Raw genomic sequence first — 20,608 nt, forward strand, 5'->3', positions numbered from 1 at the left:
ATAAACAACTTGTTTTGTTGTTCATGCATCCATTATAACACACTCTTACGAATTTTAACACAATTTTATGAAATTTTTATATAAATTCTGACTAAAAACAAGTATAAAGATTACAACTCCGACAATGGTCAGTCCCAGACCCAGACTTCTGTATGGTGTCTCATACTGCAGGACAACCTCATGTGTTCCGGATGGAATCTCGATTCCACAAAGTCCGCTGTTGATATTGGAAACTTCTACCTCTTCTCCGTCGATTCGGGCAGACCATCCCCTCTGATAGAAGAACGGTACACACAGCATTTCATTTTCCTGCGTATCGTTTGTCACCTGTGCCTGATAGGTGCTGTCGCTGTAGCTTACATCCGTCACGCCGGAATTTTTAAGCACTGTATAACCGGTTGCATCAAGATCATAAGATTTCACTTCAAAATCTTTGATCGCTGCATAATCGATCTGGCTACTCACATCGACACGAAGCGCTGTGATTCCTGCCGGAACCACATGTTCCCACGTATTATTTTCCTTCGTGATGGAGAAAGTATAAACTTTATCTGCCGAAAATCCCCTGTCGCCTTCTGTCTGATAATAAACTGCCATCTCGGTATCCTCAGATACGTCCATTGTCAGAGAAAGTCCATATAATTTGTTTTCATCTGCAAAGTCGGATTCCACTCCCGGAAAGATCACATTTGGATCTGCACCAAGGTCACGAACGGTAATGCCGTCAGCATTGTTTTCCATCGTGCAGTCGACTGCTTCACTCACATTCTCCATCAGAGAAGTATCTGTTCCCTCCGGCAGAGATGCATCCTCATAAGAGCCGCTCTTTTTTGCATCGGTATAATAAAATCCGGAAAGAGAAGTGAGCGTCTTATCAAGTCCTGATAATTTTTCAAGTCCGTCTGCATTCCATTCTTTATCATAAAGATATCCAAACGGAAGTGCATAATTATTTTCGAATATGGTTTTGCCCCCGGCTTCTCCCACCGGTGTATATACCTTCTGGGGAGCATTGTAACCGGCACTGCCAAACAGATATTTTGTACCAAGCAGCGAATTTCTTATGTAATCATCCTTGTTAAAATCCACAAAATTAACAGACAGTGTTTCCGGTCCGTACATCTTGTGATAGCGTACCAGTGACGACGGATTCGTACTCATATAAACCGATAATCCATTATAGCCCTGTGCCATTCCATCATTTTCCGCTGTCGACTTGTAGGACTTTTCGATGCGGTAAAGAGAATCATCCTGAGCTTTCAGATAAGCTGCCGCATCTTTGGTACCATCATTATAGTACTCGGTTGCCAGCTGACTTCTGGTCGGTGACTCACGGTGCCAGAGTGATGGATAATTCAGTGCAAAAAGCTCACATACAAGCACCAGTAAAACAGCAGCCGGGAATACCCTGTACAGTTTTCTGATTCTCGTTCCGCCCACTATAAGAAGCAGATATACCACAAAAAAGGCACAGACCTCTGCAGCAATCTTATTATTTACTTTTATATTTTTGAAGCTGTACACAAATGCCAGCATTGCTGCATAGATAATGGTCGCAAGCGTACCGCCGCACAAAACCGTTTTTTTATTTCTCTCTCTAAAAACATCCTGCAGAAAGAGTCCAATAGCAAGAGCTTCTACAAAACAGATCATAAAGCACCAGCGATGTGAGTTTTTGGTAAATACAAGCACACGGCTGGTAAACGGCATCACAACCAGAAATGCCATCAACGCAGTCAGAAAAATTGCCTTTACCCTGGTCGCTTTTTTTACAAGAAAATAGCTGATTGCAAAAACTGTCAGAATGCTGACCGCCAGTACGATACCCTCATAATAATTGAGATTTCCGGAATAATCTTTATCGATACCAAGCATCTGATTGGAAAAAAATCGGGCAAAAATTGTTCCCAGTGTTTTTCCCTTATATGGATGGAACAAACCTGAAGTACTTCCTCCGCTCACTGCACCTGCACGCGCACTTTCAAGGAATGTATCTGCAATCGGCACAAGAGCGATTCCACCGATCAGTGTACCGAGTATTCCTATTCCCCCAAGGCCGATCATTTTTCCTGCTGCAAACTTGATGGAGCATTTCTGCATTATGCTGTATATAACCACATAAAATACAGCAAAAAAAGCAATCATATAGAGGAAATAATAACTTGCAAACAATAACATTGTCACTGTAAGTACAAATCCGGCATTTTTCCACCGTTTTTCTCCGTTAAGATAACACTGAAGGAAATACATAAAAACAGTGAAAAGTGCCATACATGTACAAAATCCGTACTGCTGACCCCAGAGGATCACATAGCCGGAAAACGTCCACGCAAGTGCAGCTGCCATCGTTCCGATTCCCTCACCCATCAGTTTACGGTAAAACAGATATCCCACAAGAGATATCGTCAGAAGTTTCAGATATGCAGATGCAAGCACTGCCCACGGCAGAAGTCTCTGCGGCGCAAGAAGAAGCAGAAGATTATATGGAATCAGATATGCCGGATAATAAGAAGACACATCCATTCCAAGTCCGGCCTGCAATATATAACCGCTGTCACCACTTCTGAATAATGAAGAAAACATTTCATACTGTGCATAATTGATCTGCAAAGTATCCGCTCCGCAATCAGTAAACACATACGCGAAACCGCCCAGAATAAATTTACTGTACAGGAGTGCAAAAAGTCCGCTCGTGATCAGAAAAAGCCACACCAGTTCATTTTTCCAAATCGGTTTTCTCTTTGTATCTGTCACTGTGTGTCCTCCTCTTTTTCTGTTTCCTCTTCATCGAAATTCAGACGTTCTTCCTCGACAACAAGCGGCCGGTCAAGCACCCTTGTATTAATACTCAGAACATATTCTCCGAGGAATCCGATAAAGAACAGCTGCAGTGCTCCGAGGAAAAATACTCCGATCAGCAATGGCGCAATGCCTGCTGAAAAACGATTCCAGAACATCAGCTTCATGATCAGATAAACAATTGCAGCTACCATACTTAAACCACCGATAATAAATCCTGCAAAAGTTGCAAGTCTCATCACTACTTTAGAATAGGAAGTAATTCCTATCATCGCATAATCATACAGGCTGTAGAAGTTATTTTTGCTCTTTCCTGCACGGCGCTTCGGCTGCGTATATTCAATTGCGGTATAGTCAAATCCCAGTTCCGCGATAATGCCTCGAAGATATGGAAGCGGGTCATGCAGATCACGCACAACATCAACAAATTTTTTGTCATACAGGCCAAAACCGGTAAACTGATTGATATGGTCAATATCTGTGATTTTGTTGATCATCCGGTAATAGCAGGAACGAATCCAGTACATGGTCCTGCGTTCCTTGCTTGCACTCTTGATTCCGATGACAATCTTTGTTCCCTTTTCCCATTCACGGACAAATTTCGGAATCATGTCAACCGGATCCTGAAAATCTGCTGTCAGACGTACCACGCAGTCTCCATATGCCTGTTTCATTCCATACACCGGTGAACGCGCCTGTCCAAAATTCTTCGCATTAAAGATTGCCTTGATTTTTTTGTTATTTGCACACAGTCCTCGAAGCAGTGCCTGTGTGTTGTCTTTGGAGTGATTGTCAATAAACAGGATTTCATAATCATATTCACTTAAATCCCGCTCCATCACTTCTGTTACCGCTTTTGAGAGGGGCACTACATTTGCCTCTTCATTGTAAGTCGGTATTACAATTGAAATTTTCTTCCTCATTTTCATTCTCCTGTATTCTGATTTCCTCCGCTGTCAGTATTTCTTTGGAAGCGGAATATACATGTTTTCTTCCAACTCTTTATGATCCAAAAACGGATACATATCTTCAAGCGGTGCAGATACCATACTTCCATCAGCAAGCTTTTTCGCTGAGGTCTTCGGCTCCGTCTTCTGATATTTCGTTACATAGACCTCACATACTGCCGCTCCATCCATCCCCAGCACTTCCCGTATCACGTCCTGAAGTTCCTCTGCATGGTGAATTGCTCTGTAAGTAAAGCCATATGCCGGTGCCAGTTTTTCAAGATCCGGGAAGCTTAAGTCCCGGCTCTCCTCACCTACTCCTACAAGTGGCGGAGCAAAATAACTCTGCTGTGTCTGACGGATAGAATGATATCCCTGATTGTTGATCACAAACAGTTTCACCGGAAGCCGATTCTGACGGATCGTCTGTAATTCCTGAATATTCATCTGAAGACTTCCTTCACCTGTGACACAGACCACCGATTCTCCCGGATGTGCCACGCAGATTCCGGTTGCCGCCGGAAGACAAAATCCCATAGAAGCCGTATTTGGATTCGTAATAAAACGCTGTCCTTTTTTTACACGAAAAGCCTGACTTCCGGCAACTCTTGAAGTTCCAACACTGACCATCAGTGTCTCGCCTTCCTGCATTGCCTTTGACAGTTCTTCATAAAAAGCATAAATATTAGTACAGCCTTCTTCTATTGTTTCGTAATGTTTCGCCGTCACCACCGGATATTTCTGTTTCCAGATCTGACACTGATGAACCCAATCCTCTCCCTGAAAGAGCGGATGTTTTTCGTCTGCCCCGCGACGCTCTGCCTCACAGATCAGTTTGCGGATCAACTCGCCCGCATCCCCGACTACAGGAAGACTCACGTGAAGATTCGGTTTTTTCAGTTCATTTTCATCAATATCATTCAATATTGTGAAGCTCTCTCTTGCCCAGTCCTGGTACTGGAAGCCTGTCTGCGCAAAGCCCTGCCGGTTTCCTATGGAAAGAAGCACGTCACTGTTCTGAAGTGCAAAATTTCCCGGACGTGTTCCGGTACCTCCGCTCCTTCCCACAAAGTACATATGATCCGATTCCAGAGCGTCAACACTGCTCATTCCTGTGATCACCGGAATGCCCAGAATATTTACCAGTCTGTGAAAATCTTCTATTGCACCCGCAAGCCGCACACCATTTCCCGGAAACAGTACCGGACGACGGCTCTGTGCAATCCTGTCCAGAATTTCTTTTACCGTATTCTGTGTGATCTCCACAGGTGTTTCTTCCGGATTTTCTTTCGGATCATAACCGCTCAGTTCCTCCGTCTCAATCGTTGCTCCCTGTACATCCAGCGGAATATCCAGCCATACCGGTCCCGGTCTTCCGTTCACCGCCATATAGAGTGCCTTTTCCAGATGATAACGGATTTCTTTTGGATCAATGACCATCTGTGCATATTTCGTAAGCGAAGCTACCACCGGAACGATATTGCATTCCTGCACTCCCATACTTCTAAGCTTTAATCCGGAAGCTGCAACTGTCGTCGCATACCGTGCCTGTCCGGAAAAAACAATCATGGGAATCGAATCCATCCAGCAGCCAAGCACACCTGTTATGGCATTCGTCGCCCCGGGCCCCGTCGTCACGCAGACTGCTGCCATACGGTTATCCATACGTGCATATGCTTCGGCTGCCATCGCACATGCCTGTTCATGGTGCTGGTAAGTGCAGTGTAGTTTCGGATGATGTCCAAATGCATCATTCATATGCATGGCTCCGCCACCCGTCACGGTAAACACATCCCTAATTCCCCAGTTTGCAATATAATCCGCTATATAATCAGATACTTTCTGTCTCATAAAGCTTATTTCCTTCCATCCCACTTATTCTCGCAGACCATAAATTTACCGGATGCCTGAATCGGTATCTCCTCTACATAAGTAACACGGATTTCCGCGTCTTCTCCCAGATAGTGGCGGTATGCCGCAAGAAGTTCTTCAACATTCAGTTTTGTCCTGTCCGCATTGACAAGAAGTTCGTACTCCTTTTCTCCCCACTGGATACATCTCGCCTGATATACGACTCCCTCAAATTTCAAAAGTGTGTTCATAAATACATGAATGGACAGTGGTTCTCCCTTTGTGTTATACATCAGAGATCCGCGTCTTCCATAGATTTCCACATATTTTCCATGGATGCGTCCTTTTTCATCCCGGTCGATTCGCATTTTTCCGGTATCTCCGGTATCATAACGCACCATTGGAAATGTCTTATTGTAATAATCGGTCACAACGATTCTTCCAAGCTCTCCCGGTTCTGCCGGTTCATCACAATCCATCTTAAGGATCTCCGGATAATAATTAAACATATCAATAGAATATTCCGGATCTTCGCCAAGCTGAACTGCAATAAAACCATTCTCGTTATTTCCATAAGTACGTACCGGAGTAAAACCAAACAGCTCTTTTGACAGATCATATGTCTCCTGCGGAAGCGCTTCTCCCATTGTATAAATCATCTCGACCTGCCAGTGGCTGATATCTCTTCCTGTTCTTTTCAGATACTGCGTCAGTGCAGTCAGCGCACTGGAATACGGAACCAGCACCTGAATCTTCTTTTTCTCAATATTGCGGCAGATTTTTTCCAGAGACTCATCACTCATATTGGAGATGTCCACCATGATCAGATTATTTTTGAAAGATTTCCACTTGCTGATCGTATTTTTTCCTTTTATCCACGCACGGAATTCGCCACGCTTCATTCCCATACGAAAGCCGTTCAGTTCCATACAGGAAATAAAGTTCATATTGATGCGGCTCATTTTGTCACCGTCACACAATACTGTAAACGGTGTACCCGTAGAACCACTTGTACTCAGGCGGTAAAGTTTGCCCTGTTCCTGATAGTGATCCACAAGAACCTCGTCATAATGTTCAATAAAGTCACCTTTTGTCATAACCGGGAAATCTTTGAGTTCTTTCCATTCCGGATGTTTGCGGTAAAACGCTGAATTTTTCTTTACATAGTCAAGCAGAGTATTCAGGCGGCGTTCCATATATTCTTCGGTTACGCCTTCCACGATTTCCCGCTTATTCACTTCTTTTAATTTCTGCAGTTTGCCACCCTTTGAGGCATCGAGCAGATTAAAAACAATCCTTCTCAGTACTTCACCTGTATTCATCTTTACTTTCCTTTCCGTTTTGTGCTTTCACCAGTCCCAGAATGATCACAGCCGCCACACGCAGAATATTTGCACCAAGTGACGCATAGGCAAATCCTGCCAGTCCATATATTTTTGCTGCCGGTATCGATATTGCAAGAAGTATTCCAAAATGTGCAAGCTGTATACCAAGCTGCCATCTCTCATCCGTGAATGTCAGCACAAGAATAAACAGAAACGCAGAATATAATCCAAGAATCTGCGCCAGATTTACAACAGTTACAATGCCTTTTACCGAATCATAGAGATTTCTGTAAAAGAGCCACACAAAAAGCGGTGTTCCCACCTGGCAGGCAAGAAAGAATACAAAACTTACGATTCCTCCTGCAAGTGCTGCCTTGCCATACTGTAAACGTGTCAGACGTTCTTTTCTTTTTGTGAGATAGGAAATCACGATCGTATTGATCGGAGCGATCAGAAGAACCAGCGTCTTCCCGATCAGTGAAGTCACATAGTACCATGTTACCTGTTCATTTCCAAGTACCTGACGTATCACAAGACGGTCAATATTCAACGTTGTATTCGTGACCAGATACGACAACATAAGGAAAAATCCACGGCTGAGCGCAGTAGAAAAAAATCTGCTCCTGTTCCAGAAATTGTGAAATACTTTTCCTGTAATTCCCACAAAAACAAGCGCGGCACCCTCGCCGGTCAGATAGATCCATACCCATTGTCCTGTTACATAATATATACCAAATCCTGCCAGATATCCGATTCCAATCAGCAGATAATAAATAAAATATCTCCTGTAATTCAGGTTCAGACGATATTCCACATCTCCATAATACCGAAAAACAGTCAGCATAAACATGATAAAAACGCCGGCTGCCATAGCCATATTGGTAATGCTGTTTCTTGACATCACAAGAGCGACAAAACTTCCAATGACACCAAAAAGCAGAAGTAACCAGTCATAATCTCCGTTTGTTACCTCGCAATCTCTGCGAACAACAAGGCGGCTTGTATTTAATGCCTGTCCCACCGACGGGCAGATGATTGCCACAAGACCGGTAATATAAAGAAGATTTCCAAGCTGCTCTGCTCCCATCAGTCGATTGAGAAGCGGAGTTACCACGATCTGCAGGACTGCATTCATCCAGAGCAGTCCGCCCATCGTATACAGGGTGTTTACCGCAATTCCTTTTTTCTGTTCCCTGTCTTTCAAATCTTTACCTCCTGCATGTCAGCCACAGAATCCTTTATGCTGCTGATATTTCTGACAGCGGTTTTCTATGTATTTACGTTTACCGGAAGCAAGCACCGGAATCTCATCAACCATCTCAATTTTAATGCGTGCTTCCTCTCCCAGATATGGACGGATTCTGCGAAGGATTTCTTCCTGATCCATCTTCTTTGGATCTCCATTCAGCCAGATCGTATAATCTTTTATGTCTTCCTGAATAAAACGATACTGTTTTACACCCTGAATATCCCAGAGATTATTTGTAATGATATATGGTGTAACGGCCTTGCCGTCACAGTCATAGATCAGGTCGCTACGCCGTCCGTAAAGCACGGACAGATAAAGTTTAAAACGACCGTTGTTTTCCCTGCGGACTGCCACTGCTGTATCACCATTGTCATAACGAATGATCGGAAATGCATAATTAAAAAGGTCTGTGATCACGATTCTTCCGAGTTCACCCGGTTCTGCCGGTTCATCAGAATCCATTTTTAATATTTCGTAATAATAAGTTTCCGTATCAATATGATATCCTTCGTTGTCTTCGTTCTGAAGTCCCATAATACCGTTTTCTTCGTTGGAATACCAGGCACGCACCGGACACCCAAACTGTTCTGACAGTGTACGGCGCACCGGTTCCGGCATCGTCTCGGAAATCGGAATGATTGCTTTTACTCTGAATTTGCTGCAGTCCCGTCCGTTTTTTCGGATATATTCGCTCAGCTCACCAAGTGCGGAAGAATATCCGACCAGACATTTGACTTTTTTCTTTTCGATTACATTAAGCATTCCGGCAAGTGCTTTGTCATCCATCCGTGAGCTGTCCATCATAATGAGATTTTCCTGCAGAAGGCGGAATTTACTTTTGCGGACATTGTTTACCCAAACACGGATAAATGCCTCTTTCATTCCGATATAGTATCCTGCTGCTGCCCCAAGAAAAATCCCACCTGCAGTATTGTGACAGATCTTGTCTTTATTCTGGATCATACGCAGTGGTGTACCGGTTGAACCGCTGGTACACATTATACGATTATCCTCTGCATCTTTATAAGTTGAAGAAAGAAAACTGTCATAATGCTGCCGGAACGTATCTTTATTTACTACCGGAAGTTTCTCAAGTGGGATATCTTCCGGATAATCTTTATAAAAATCTGTTGTTTTTACTGCATGTCTGATCAGATTCTGAATTCTTTCTTCTGTCTCTGCAACAGAGCTTCCTTCTTTCCATGCATAACGGATTCTGTCATAATATTTGCGTGTCTGACCGCCACGCAGCCCATCCAGAATCCAAAATCCTGCCCACCGCAGTTTTTCATCTAAAATCATTTTATTTTACTCCATTCACTGCATCTTTGATTGCGTTTGCCATAGCTTCCAGCATTTCATCTGTCATTCCCGGATATACACCGATCCAGAAAGTATCTCTCATGATACGGTCTGTATTTTCGAGTGTTCCGGCGATGCGGTAGCCTTTACCTGTTGCACGCATCTGGTCAAAACACGGATGCTTTGTCAGGTTGCCTGCAAACAGCATACGCGTCTGCACACCTCTGGCTTCAATCTGCTGAACAATCTGATTACGGTCCACACCATCACGGCAGGTGATCAGGAAACCAAACCAGCTCGGTCTGGAATTCTCACAGGCCTCCGGAAGAATCAGTTTGTCTTCTGTTCCTTTGAGTGCATCTTTCAGATAATTGAAATTGTGGATTCTCCGTTCTACGAAGGACGGAAACTTCTTAAGCTGTGCACAGCCGACTGCAGCCTGCATATCAGTTGCTTTGAGGTTATATCCAAAATGAGAATAAACATATTTGTGATCGTAGCCAACCGGAAGCTCGCCGTACTGACGGTCAAAACGATGACCGCAGAGATTGTCCTGACCCGGTGCACAGATGCAGTCTCTTCCCCAGTCACGGAAAGAACGCGCAATTCTGTTCAGAAGCGGATTGTCCGTATAGACAGCCCCTCCTTCTCCCATTGTCATATGATGTGGCGGATAAAAACTGGAAGTTCCGATATCACCGATCGTTCCGGTCAGTTTATCCTCACCGTCGATCGTATAGACAGAACCAAGTGCATCGCAGTTGTCCTCAATCAGCCACAGCTTATGGCGGTCACAGAATTCCTTTACTGTCTTCAGGTCAAATGGATTACCGAGGGTATGTGCAAGCATGACAGCCTTTGTCTTCGGAGACCATGCAGCTTCCAGAAGAGATGGATCAATGTTGTACTGCGGAATCGCCACATCGACAAATACCGGCACTGCTCCATACTGGATCATCGGAGAAACTGTTGTCGGGAAACCTGCCGCAACCGTGATCACCTCATCGCCCGGAAGGATCTGACGCTCTTTCAGGAGCGGGGAAGTCAGTGTCATAAAAGCAAGCAGATTCGCAGAAGATCCGGAGTTTACCAGCGAACAGTAACGCACACCGAGATACTGCGCAAATGCATGTTCAAATTCGTTTGTATAACGTCCGGCTGTCAGCCAGAATTCAAGAGAACTGTCTACAAGATTTACCATTTCTTCTGCATCGTATACTCTGGACGCATATGGAATGCGGTCACCCTCCTGATATGGTTTCTTTTGATTATGATATTTGTTGCAGTAATCTCTTGTCATTTCCAGAATCTGTTCTCTGGCCTGCTGTTCTGTCATTTCTTCAAACATAATATTCTCCTTCTGTATTTTATTTTTCTATGTAATATTGAAATTCTTCCTGCTGGAAAGAAATCGTGTCTTTTAGTTTATAGTGTTCCCTAAACCACCGGTAAGTCTCCGGATCGTTACGTTTCCAGATTCTCATCGAGGATTTTTCGGTAAATGCCCCCGGATTTCCGCATGTTCCAGCTGATCCTGAAGCTCTTTCAGGCTGTCCGGACGGACAAGCATATCACTGAAATCCATTGTAAAACATTCCGTTCTTCGATGAAGCAGACTGTAAATTTCCGGTATATTGATTCCGAACGCCGGTGTGTTTTCCGGCACCATCTCAGCCACCTGAGCTGCCAGTTCCTCAAAATCTTCCATATTATGAAAGTTTGCTTTTATCTGACTGTTCTGAGAAAACTGCAGCACCGTACCCGTAGACATGGCAAGCACAGCGGCTGCACAGATCAGTCCGATGCCTGCCCGAAACACATGCGCCGATGAAATTTTTCCAAAGTTTTTCCATTCTTTATTTCTGATAAATGTAAGACCATGCTGTCCAAAATATGCCGAAAGAATCACTGCCATATACGCACATGGATAAAGCGGCATATCAAGATGAAGGATACCTTCCATATAATTACTCGAAAGAAGCGGTACCAGAAAATCCTCCATGGAATTTGCCGGACTGTGTTTCAAAACATTATACAGATTCACAGCACCATACGCGCCCAAAATACTACACGCAATTCCGATAATATGTACTGCTGTATTTATAAGAAGCTTTCCGATCTTCACCCGCCGTGCTTATAAATCCCCGGTAATTTTTCTTAAGGATCACTGCACCATACAACAGAAGGATCATCGGAAAAACTACTCTGTGCGGCCACACCTGCCAGTAATATCCACCACGCATACCGAGGATTGGAAATGCGACAGCCAGTGCTCCGGCTATCCGCAATACTCTGCTTTCCACCAGCAGCTGTAATGTCAGAAATGCGCATACATGTGCAAGTGTACCGACCATTGCAAGCATCATGACAAATGCTCTGAAGTCCCCATGAAATAATTTCAGCGGAATCTTAAAAAATAAAGCATAGTGTCCGTAAATACTGGTAACATTGTGTGTATACGGCATTCCCTGATAAATGTTATAAACCGAATTAAAATATGCATGGCCATGATACGAGTCACTCAATTCTCCCCTGCCGCATTTCCATCAGAACAGCTTTGTTTCTCCTTCATTCTTCCTGTAACACCCATAGCTGCCAGAAACACCAGGCAAAACAGAACCAGTGTAAGACCATAGATTAAAATATGACTGTTTCCCAGTTTACTGATTTTTTCCAGCAATTGCTTATTTGCAAAACACCCGAGAAAAAAGCAGGCCGACACCAGCCATGCCGTCAGTCCGCTGAACATTTCCCGATTCTTTTTCATTCCCTCTTTTCTCTCCATTTTGTTCTTTTATCTGAAATATTCTTTTATTCGAAATATTCTTTTATCTGGCGGTCTGTGTATTCTGCCATATTTGCACCTTCAAGCCATGCCTGATACCACTGTACCGTATATCGTACAGCATCCTGTACGTGCCACCGTGCTCTCCAGCCAAAAGTACTGCGGATTCTGGAGCAGTCCAGCTTGAGGAAATTTGCTTCATGAGGACCACCCTGATACAGATTTTTCCATGCAGCATTTCCTCCCCATGCCTCACAGAAAAGATCTGCAAGCTCTCCGGTGGTAATGCAGTCTTCATCTCCCGGTCCTACGTTATAGGAACCGGCTTTCGAGCTGTCCTGATACTGCACACCTGCAATCATCAGATATGCACCCAACGGTTCCAGTACATGCTGATACGGTCTGGTGGAATGCGGATTACGCACGGCAATTTCTCTGCCATCAGCCATAGCTCTGACACAATCCGGAATGATACGGTCTGCAGCAAAGTCACCGCCGCCAATTACATTTCCGGCGCGCGCAGTAGATACTGCAATACCGGCTTCTTTAAGGAAAGCTTTTTCGTAACTGTGTGTAACAAGCTCTGAACAGGATTTACTGTTGGAATATGGATCATAACCATCCAGTTCATCTGTCTCACGGTATCCCCATTCCCATTCATTGTTTTTGTATACTTTATCTGTAGTAACATTCAAAAACGAAACTACACTTCCTGCATTTCTTACTGCCTCAAGTATGTTGACTGTACCCATTACATTTGTTTCATAAGTATAGACCGGATTCGCATAAGATTCACGAACGATCGGCTGTGCTGCAAGATGAAGCACGATCTCCGGCTGTGTCTCCTTCAGAACACCGGATAATCTGGATAAGTCCCGGATATCGCCTTTTACAGAGTTCATATTTTTTTCGAGATCAAGCAGCCCGAAAAGTTCCGGATCTGTCGGTGGTTCCAGTGCATATCCTGTCACCTCTGCCCCCAGTCCCAGCAGAATCCTGCAAAGCCATGCTCCTTTAAATCCCGTATGGCCTGTTACTAAAACTTTTTTGCCTTTATAAAAGTTAAAATCGAAATTTTTCATTCCCGTATAAGCGCTCCCGTAAATAAATTCTTTTAATCTTTGTTTCACTGTTTTTCATTTTCAATATACTGGATCACCCTTTTGAATCCTTCCCGAATATCAACTCTGGCCTCCCAGCCCAATTCCTGCAGTTTGCGATTGTCAGGAATCCTTTCATGCCCGACAACAGCCTTATTTTCTGTATAATTTTCAGATTCACTGCGCTGTTTACAGATCACATGGAGATTTTTTTCCGGATAAATCTCCGTCAGACACTCGGCAAGCTCACGAATGCTTACAAACTGTGAAGTATTACATACGTTATAAGCTTCACCTTCTGCACCGTCAAACAGAATCTTAAAATAACCGGCAACCGCATCGGTAATATAGCAGAATGTGCGCTTTCCGGAACCATCACTCTTTAATACAATATCTTCACCTGCAGCGATGTTTTTCACAAAAGAAGCAAAAACCCGGGGATCGTTCTGAATATCCATCGTTGGCGCATATGTATGTGCGATTCGTGCAATTCTGACAGGAACCTGATGCTGTACCCAGAATGCACGGCACATAGTTTCTGCCATACGTTTGCTCTCGCTGTAGCAATTATGTATGTCAAGCGTATCCATATGTCCAAATGCGTTCTCATTAATCAGTCCGTCAACTCTCGGTGTCCCATAAACATCACATGAACTGAACAGCAGATAACCCTTTACCTTTTTGGTTTTTGCCAGTTCAAGCAGATGATAATTACCAATTGTATTCGGCTTCAGTACATCCACCGGACAAACGCTGTAATACTGCGGACTTGCCAGTGATGCAGCATGAATGATATAGTCTACATCTTCCTCTATCTCTATCGGTTCTGACAGGTCATTCTGAATGATCTCTATACTGTCAAATCCCTCTGCATGCCCAAATCTCTGCACAAATTTGTCCTTGTTTCGAACTACTGCGATCAGTTTTACATTTATATTTTTGACATTTCTGACATACAGCAGAAAATGGACAATATAAGATGCCAGCATCCCATACGCACCCGTCAGAAGTACCGTACTGTTCTCCAGTCGTTCCCAGCTGTTATTGCGTGAAAAAATATCCTCCATATCTTTTTGCAAGATCGGATTCATCGTGTATTTCCCCCTCATTTTCCAAAATCACATAATAATACAAGTATATTATACCCTTGTCCGCACATTTAATCAACAAGCAGAAAAATCCCTGAACTCCATTGGAATTCAGGGATTTCTCTGCCTTAAAACTTTTTATTTTTATTTTTCGAAGAGGTCTACAAGTTCCTGTCCATCCTTGTATCCGGCATCTTTAAGCTGTTCTACAAACCACTCATCTACACCGTCTACTGCTTCTTTGAAGGAATCGATGTCCATATCGTCTTTCTTTGTGAATGTTACACCATTCTTGGATTCCCAGCGGTTCATGATCTCTTCGTCACCGGAACGGTTGATGTAACGCTCATACTCTACGGCTTTCTGTCCACACTCGTCAACAACTGCCTGCTGCTCCGGTGTCAGAGTATCGTAAAGATCCTGGTTGATGCAGAAGAACAGACAATCATAGATTGCATCCCACATGGAGCAGTATGGCTGAACTTCCTGTACACTTGCCGCATCGATTGCCGGCAGCGGGTTCTCCTGACCTTCTACGGTATTCTGCTGCAGTGCAGTATAGGTTTCGGACCAGTTCATGTTGGTCGCATCTGCGCCCCATCTCTTATAGCATTCCATAAGAAGGTTTGATCCTGCTACACGGATTTTCAGGTTCTTCATATCATCGACAGTTTTTACTTCATGTTTGCTGTTGGTCAGTTCACGGAAACCATTTTCCGCGATACCCATGCAGTGCAGACCGTAGCTTGAAAGAATCTCTTTGAGTTTTTCTCCTGCCTCGCCGTCAAACTTCGCATCTGCATCATCATAAGAATCATAGATGAACGGCAGAGATACAACATTGAATCTCGGGTCAAATGCAGAGTAAATCAGGTTGGAGTGCATGGAGATCTGTACCGGGTCTCCGTTCATCAGCGCCTGAATACCTTCGGACTGGTTTCCGTTGGTAAGCTGGTCTGCTGCGTATACATTGACTTTGATCTTTCCGCCGGTTGCTTTTTCCATCAGTTCACCGAACTTACGTCCGCCTTCTGCCCATGTGCTTGTCTCCGTTGTGGAGCATGTAAAGTTCCATGTTGCTTCCGGCCAGTCAAGGTCACTGTGATCATCTACAGTATCCATGGAATCTTCTGTAAAGAGATCTACCAGATCCTGTGCATCATCATAGCCCTGACTCTCCAGTTCCTGAACAAACCAATCGTCTACACCATCAACAGCTTCTTTGAAGGAATCAATATCCATATCTTCTTTCTTTGTGAAGGTTACGCCATTGCTTTCTTCCCAGCGGCTCATGATCTCTTCGTCACCTGAACGGTTGATGTAACGCTCATACTCTACAGCTTTCTGTCCACATTCATCAACAACTGCCTGCTGCTCTGCGGTCAGACTGTCATAGATTTCCTGATTGATACAGAAGAACAGACAGTCATAGATTGCATCCCACATGGAGCAGTACGGCTGAACTTCCTGTACGCTTGCCGCATCGATTGCCGGTAACGGGTTTTCCTGACCTTCTACTGTGTTCTGCTGCAGTGCGGTGTAGGTTTCGGACCAGTTCATGTTGGTCGCATCTGCGCCCCATCTCTTATAGCATTCCATAAGAAGATTGGAGCCTGCTACACGGATCTTTAAGTTTTTCATGTCATCGACAGTTTTTACTTCATGCTTGCTGTTAGTCAGCTCACGGAAACCGTTTTCCGCAATACCCATGCAGTGCAGGCCATACTCAGAAAGGATCTCTTTCAGTTTCTCTCCGGCTGCGCCGTCAAATTTTGCATCTGCATCATCATAAGAATCATAGATGAACGGCAGAGATACAACATTGAATCTCGGGTCAAATGCTGAATAGATCAGATTGGAATGCATGGAGATCTGTACCGGGTCTCCGTTCATCAGCGCCTGAATACCTTCGGACTGATTTCCGTTGGTAAGCTGGTCTGCTGCATATACATTGACTTTGATCTTTCCGCCGGTTGCTTTTTCCATAAGTTCACCGAACTTACGTCCGCCGTCAGCCCATGTACTTGTCTCTGTTGTGGAGCATGCAAAATTCCATGTCATTTCCGGCCAGTCAAGATCACTGTAATCCGCGATAGTATTGAAGGAATCATTGTCGTCTCCGGCATCTTTGGAAGATGTGCTTCCTGTGTCAGAGGAGGACTGATCCCCTGTATAAGCGCCGTTCTTTGCAAGTGCTTTCGGCAGAGCTGTGGAAACGGCCGGAATATAAGTAATTACAAGAAGTACTGCTACAGAAGCAGCGATCATCGGCATGACTGCCTTTGAAATCTGCTGGAGAGTAACCTCCATGCCTTTTTTGATCTTGATACTGATCGCAACGAACAGGTTGACACCAACCGGCGGTGTTACCTGACCGATTGCAAGGTTGACGGTTGCCATAACACCAAATGCAACAACGTCATATCCCAGTGCCTTGCATACCGGAAGCATGATCGGGATGAAGATATACATAGCTGAGTTTGCATCGATAAAACATCCTGCGATCAGGAAAATGATATTTACAATCAGAAGAAATACGAACTGGTTGTGTGCAATGGATGCAAGCAGTCCGGATGCAGCTTCTGCAATACCGAATTTTGTACATACATAAGAGAACAGGGATGCGCATGCAACGATCAGCATGATACCACCTGTTGTTTTTGCTGATTCTACAAAAATATCGATCAGATCACGGAATTTGACTTCACGATAGATGACCATACCTACAAACAGACCATATACAACAGATACGGCTGCTGCTTCTGTTGGCGTAAAGATACCACCGTAGATTCCACCGAGGATGATGATCGGCATCAAAAATCCCCAGAATGCATCTTTAAATGTAGCCCAGCGTTCTTTTGCAGTTGCTTTTTTTCTGGAAGGCTGAATGTTGTGTTTCTTTGCTTCCAGCATAACAACAATTACAAGCGCAACACCCATCAGAATACCAGGTACGATACCTGCCGTAAACATATCAGCGATAGAAACACCTGTGATAGATGCATATACAACGAATGCGATACTCGGAGGTATAACGATCGCGATCGAGCTCGATGTCGCCATCAACGCCGTGGAGAACGGTGCGGAAAATCCTCCCTGCTCTACCATTGCCGGAATCAGGACTGCGCCGAGAGCAGCTACAGTTGCCGGTCCGGAACCGGAGATTGCTCCGAAGAAACATGCAACGATAACACATACGATGGCGATACCACCTTTTTTATGGCCGACGCAGGTATCAACGAAGTTGATCAGTCGTTTGGAGATACCGGCTTTTGCCATGATGTTACCGGATAATACGAAAAACGGAATTGCCAGAAGCAGGAATTTACTGATTCCGGCATACATGTTGGTTGCCACGATCGTAAGTGAAGTTCCCGAGTAAAGGATCGCACATACAGAGGAAAGTCCAAGGCAGATTGCAATCGGCACACCAAGGATCAGAAAGATAAAGAATGAAATAAATAAAACAGCACTGATCATTTATTTGTCCTCCTTTTCTTTATATCCTGTACAGAAATCCAGACAGAACTCGATAAAATGAAGAATCATGCATCCTGCACCGATCGGTACGAAGGACCAGAAAATCCATTCCGGCCAGTTCAGTACGAAGGTTCTCTTACCGTTTGCAAGCTGGGTAATGACCTTATCCATACCATATTTAAAAAGAATTGCTGAAAAAACAATGCTCAGAACCGTGATCAGGATCACAGACGGTTTTTTCAGTTTTTCCGGGAGACGGTCAGTAAACAGTGACAGACTGACCAGTTCGCCTTTCCGACATGCAAGTGCTGCTGCCAGAAGTGTGATGAGAACAAATACCGCTACAACCAGCTCTTCTGTGAATGACCATGAGCGGTGGATCACTTTACGGGAAAATACATTTCCCACTGTCAGCACCAGGATCAGCAGCGTAGAAACGATCAGTACGACTTTTTCGACTGCTGCAAGTGCATTCATGAGTTTTTTGTAAACTTTCATACTCTCTTCCCCTTTTTTGTATTTTGTTCCGGTTTCAGACCTCCTGGTTTCAGATCTTTTGGGCATAAAAAAAACCGCCCCATCAGGGACGGATAGATATATCATTCCGCAACCACCCTGTTTCTCCATTGAAACAAGTACGATTCTGCAACGTACCGGCATACGCGTCTCCTGTAACGGGGAGCTACCGTGAAAACCTACTGGCAGTTCTATAAAACGTTCGGTCTTCCTTCTCAGGGATGATATTCAAAACAGTTCTGTCGCTGCTTCCCACCATGCACAGCTCTCTGTAGACAGGTTCCTCTGCTTCTACTGATTCCCTTCATAGAATTTACTCTTATGCTTTACCTTGTTAAAAGGTGTTTTTATTTTACCTCTCATTTTTCGTCACGTCAAGAGTTTTTATGCGATTTTCCTGCATAATATCCATTCTCTGCTTTTCAAAAGAAGAAGCCTCATCAGCTTCTCCTTCTTGCTCTGTATTTTGATCGTATGTATTTGCCTGTCGAAGACTTACTGATTCTGCCGCCACCATTTGCTGCTGACATACCAAACTCCGTCACCATTACCGGATAATAGCCGATCTTTACTTTTTCTCCTGTACTTCACCTTTTGTTTTTGCTTACGATGATTTAATTATACTATATCTTTGTATAATCCGCTAATATTTCTTATGATTTTTGTTGTTTTTTATCATTTCTCACATATTTGATACTGAATTTCACCTGTTACTGTTCACAGGTAATATCCCGCGAGGTGTTTTGCCATGAATATGGCAAAATCCCGAGACATACGGGGCAAAATCCCATCACCGAAGGTGATTTGGAATGGATTTTGACCAAGTTGCTGTGAACGGAGTGAACAGTAACTTTTCCCTCATTTGGCAAAGACAGATTTGGTAATTCTTTTTGCATTACAGCCGAAAATCATTTATACTGTAAGTATCCAAATCCTACAGGAAACGAAGGAGGGAGGAATATGAAAAAAAAGCTGAATCATGCATTTAATTACATTACTGCAATTCTGATATTTATCTGTGCAATGACAGTAAGCCTCAGTATTTTTCTGGTAAAAGTACAGAACTCTATTGCTACCAACTCACAGAACATTATGACAAGTACTGTTTCGCACCAAAGCAATCACGTTCTTTCCATCCTTCAGATTCATTATGGATTTCTGAACAGTATCGCAGATAAGATGGGGAAATCTTCCGAGCTTCTGTCCGATGAAAATATGGAACTTCTCGTTTCCATGGCAGAAAATACAGACTTTGAACGAACAGCACTGATTGAAACAGACGGCACCGCTCATTATGATAACGGAGCCGAAAAAAACGTTGCACAGCGACGATATTTTCAGGAAGCTATACAGGGAAACGAAACCTTAAGTGATCCACTTGAAAGCAGCGTAGATAAAGAAACCCGCGTAATCCTTGGCATCCCCGTTTATCAAAATGGTAATGTCATCGCTGTACTTGGGGGTTCCTATAATGTAACCGCTCTAAGCCGTATGCTTTTTAATGATGTATTTGATAATTCCGGATACAGCCTGATCGTTAACCAGAATGGGGAGATCATTGCTTATGACGGACTGACCGGTGCTTACAACAAACGCGCTACCGAAGCACATATTAATAAAATTCTGACACAGATGCCTGATGAAAAAGGTACTTTTGTCATTCTCGACGTAGATAAGTTCAAAGACGTCAATGACCGGTATGGTCATGCTGCCGGTGACACAGTTCTTCATGAACTTGCCAAAACATTTTTCCGCCATTTCCGTAAAGATGATATTATCGGAAGAATCGGCGGTGATGAATTTGTCATTTATATGAGAAACATCGAATCAAAAGAAATCGCCTCGGCACGCGTTAAAAACCTGATTGAGAATGTCCGTAGTCTTCCTTTTGAGGAAATGAACGGAAATCATGTCACGATCAGTGTTGGTATTGCATTCGTCCCGGAAGCCGGAAACTGTTATATGGATCTTTACAAAAATGCCGACACGGCCCTGTATGAAACCAAACAGAATGGCAAAGATGGATATCACATATATATGAGAACATAATAAAACGAAATAATTTTATATAAAAATCAAACCTCTTCTTTCCGGCGGATGAATAAGTCGGTAGAAGAGGTTTTCTTTTGTTTTTCCTTCTTGAAAGATAATTCTCATTTATATCAT

General features: G+C 43.7%; 15 protein-coding genes and 1 other annotated feature. Of the genes, 1 reads left to right on the forward strand and 14 read right to left on the reverse strand.

From position 1 onward, the window contains the following. Positions 1-54: 54 nt before the first annotated feature. From H8Z79_RS12855 to H8Z79_RS12920, 14 genes are all read right to left on the reverse strand, one after another. On the reverse strand, positions 55-2,754 hold the full coding sequence (locus tag H8Z79_RS12855; RefSeq protein ID WP_118040994.1) for a YfhO family protein: 2,700 nt from the start codon (positions 2,752-2,754) through the stop codon (positions 55-57). Further along, positions 2,751-3,722 (reverse strand): glycosyltransferase family 2 protein, encoded by a 972-nt coding sequence (locus H8Z79_RS12860; RefSeq protein WP_118040992.1) that lies wholly within the window; start codon positions 3,720-3,722, stop codon positions 2,751-2,753. The genes H8Z79_RS12855 and H8Z79_RS12860 overlap by 4 nt, the downstream gene beginning before the upstream one ends. A 33-nt stretch (positions 3,723-3,755) precedes the next feature. Next, positions 3,756-5,597, reverse strand: coding sequence for a thiamine pyrophosphate-binding protein (locus tag H8Z79_RS12865; protein ID WP_118040990.1), 1,842 nt, complete (start codon positions 5,595-5,597; stop codon positions 3,756-3,758). A gap of 5 nt (positions 5,598-5,602) precedes the next feature. Further along, a complete protein-coding gene (locus tag H8Z79_RS12870; RefSeq protein WP_118040988.1) occupies positions 5,603-6,919 on the reverse strand; it encodes a phenylacetate--CoA ligase family protein in 1,317 nt (438 codons plus the stop codon). Beyond that, positions 6,906-8,126, reverse strand: coding sequence for a lipopolysaccharide biosynthesis protein (locus tag H8Z79_RS12875; RefSeq protein ID WP_118040986.1), 1,221 nt, complete (start codon positions 8,124-8,126; stop codon positions 6,906-6,908). The genes H8Z79_RS12870 and H8Z79_RS12875 overlap by 14 nt, the downstream gene beginning before the upstream one ends. Before the next feature lie 18 nt (positions 8,127-8,144). After that, complete coding sequence (locus H8Z79_RS12880) at positions 8,145-9,473, reverse strand: phenylacetate--CoA ligase family protein (RefSeq protein ID WP_118040984.1); 1,329 nt, start codon at positions 9,471-9,473, stop codon at positions 8,145-8,147. 1 nt (position 9,474) lies between these two features. After that, positions 9,475-10,821, reverse strand: coding sequence for a lipopolysaccharide biosynthesis protein RfbH (rfbH, locus tag H8Z79_RS12885; RefSeq protein WP_187002863.1), 1,347 nt, complete (start codon positions 10,819-10,821; stop codon positions 9,475-9,477). A gap of 132 nt (positions 10,822-10,953) precedes the next feature. Further along, positions 10,954-11,517, reverse strand: coding sequence for a hypothetical protein (locus H8Z79_RS12890; protein ID WP_147417392.1), 564 nt, complete (start codon positions 11,515-11,517; stop codon positions 10,954-10,956). A 22-nt stretch (positions 11,518-11,539) separates the two neighbouring features. After that, on the reverse strand, positions 11,540-11,998 hold the full coding sequence (locus tag H8Z79_RS12895) for a hypothetical protein (protein WP_118040978.1): 459 nt from the start codon (positions 11,996-11,998) through the stop codon (positions 11,540-11,542). Beyond that, positions 11,995-12,240, reverse strand: a complete 246-nt coding sequence (locus tag H8Z79_RS12900) for a hypothetical protein (protein WP_147349001.1) — start codon at positions 12,238-12,240, stop codon at positions 11,995-11,997. Before H8Z79_RS12900 ends, H8Z79_RS12895 begins: the two co-directional genes overlap by 4 nt. Before the next feature lie 44 nt (positions 12,241-12,284). After that, on the reverse strand, positions 12,285-13,340 hold the full coding sequence (gene rfbG / locus H8Z79_RS12905) for a CDP-glucose 4,6-dehydratase (protein ID WP_118048992.1): 1,056 nt from the start codon (positions 13,338-13,340) through the stop codon (positions 12,285-12,287). Positions 13,341-13,384: 44 nt separating this feature from the next. Next, complete coding sequence (locus H8Z79_RS12910) at positions 13,385-14,449, reverse strand: NAD-dependent epimerase/dehydratase family protein (protein ID WP_207662820.1); 1,065 nt, start codon at positions 14,447-14,449, stop codon at positions 13,385-13,387. A 141-nt stretch (positions 14,450-14,590) separates the two neighbouring features. Then, positions 14,591-17,926: a TRAP transporter large permease subunit gene (locus H8Z79_RS12915; protein WP_118048993.1), complete on the reverse strand. Its 3,336-nt coding sequence runs from the start codon at positions 17,924-17,926 to the stop codon at positions 14,591-14,593. Beyond that, on the reverse strand, positions 17,927-18,424 hold the full coding sequence (locus tag H8Z79_RS12920) for a TRAP transporter small permease (protein ID WP_118041060.1): 498 nt from the start codon (positions 18,422-18,424) through the stop codon (positions 17,927-17,929). 81 nt (positions 18,425-18,505) lie between these two features. After that, positions 18,506-18,759, reverse strand: a binding site (T-box leader). A 643-nt stretch (positions 18,760-19,402) separates the two neighbouring features. Between H8Z79_RS12920 and H8Z79_RS12925 the strand changes: the two genes are divergently transcribed. After that, positions 19,403-20,491: a sensor domain-containing diguanylate cyclase gene (locus H8Z79_RS12925; protein ID WP_118040970.1), complete on the forward strand. Its 1,089-nt coding sequence runs from the start codon at positions 19,403-19,405 to the stop codon at positions 20,489-20,491. The last annotated feature ends 117 nt before the right edge of the window (positions 20,492-20,608 follow it).

It is taken from the genome of Blautia intestinalis, from assembly GCF_014297355.1.
In the GTDB taxonomy this organism is placed as follows: domain Bacteria; phylum Bacillota; class Clostridia; order Lachnospirales; family Lachnospiraceae; genus Blautia_A; species Blautia_A intestinalis.

Excerpts from the sequence above, each read along its gene's own strand:
- H8Z79_RS12860 (WP_118040992.1), bottom strand. The coding sequence starts at position 3,722 with ATGAGGAAGAAAATTTCAATTGTAATACCGACTTACAATGAAGAGGCA.
- H8Z79_RS12865 (WP_118040990.1), bottom strand. The coding sequence starts at position 5,597 with ATGAGACAGAAAGTATCTGATTATATAGCGGATTATATTGCAAACTGG.
- H8Z79_RS12870 (WP_118040988.1), bottom strand. The coding sequence starts at position 6,919 with ATGAATACAGGTGAAGTACTGAGAAGGATTGTTTTTAATCTGCTCGAT.
- H8Z79_RS12880 (WP_118040984.1), bottom strand. The coding sequence starts at position 9,473 with ATGATTTTAGATGAAAAACTGCGGTGGGCAGGATTTTGGATTCTGGAT.
- rfbH (WP_187002863.1), bottom strand. The coding sequence starts at position 10,821 with ATGTTTGAAGAAATGACAGAACAGCAGGCCAGAGAACAGATTCTGGAA.
- H8Z79_RS12900 (WP_147349001.1), bottom strand. The coding sequence starts at position 12,240 with ATGAAAAAGAATCGGGAAATGTTCAGCGGACTGACGGCATGGCTGGTG.
- rfbG (WP_118048992.1), bottom strand. The coding sequence starts at position 13,340 with ATGAAAAATTTCGATTTTAACTTTTATAAAGGCAAAAAAGTTTTAGTA.
- H8Z79_RS12910 (WP_207662820.1), bottom strand. The coding sequence starts at position 14,449 with ATGAATCCGATCTTGCAAAAAGATATGGAGGATATTTTTTCACGCAAT.
- H8Z79_RS12915 (WP_118048993.1), bottom strand. The coding sequence starts at position 17,926 with ATGATCAGTGCTGTTTTATTTATTTCATTCTTTATCTTTCTGATCCTT.
- H8Z79_RS12920 (WP_118041060.1), bottom strand. The coding sequence starts at position 18,424 with ATGAAAGTTTACAAAAAACTCATGAATGCACTTGCAGCAGTCGAAAAA.
- H8Z79_RS12925 (WP_118040970.1), top strand. The coding sequence starts at position 19,403 with ATGAAAAAAAAGCTGAATCATGCATTTAATTACATTACTGCAATTCTG.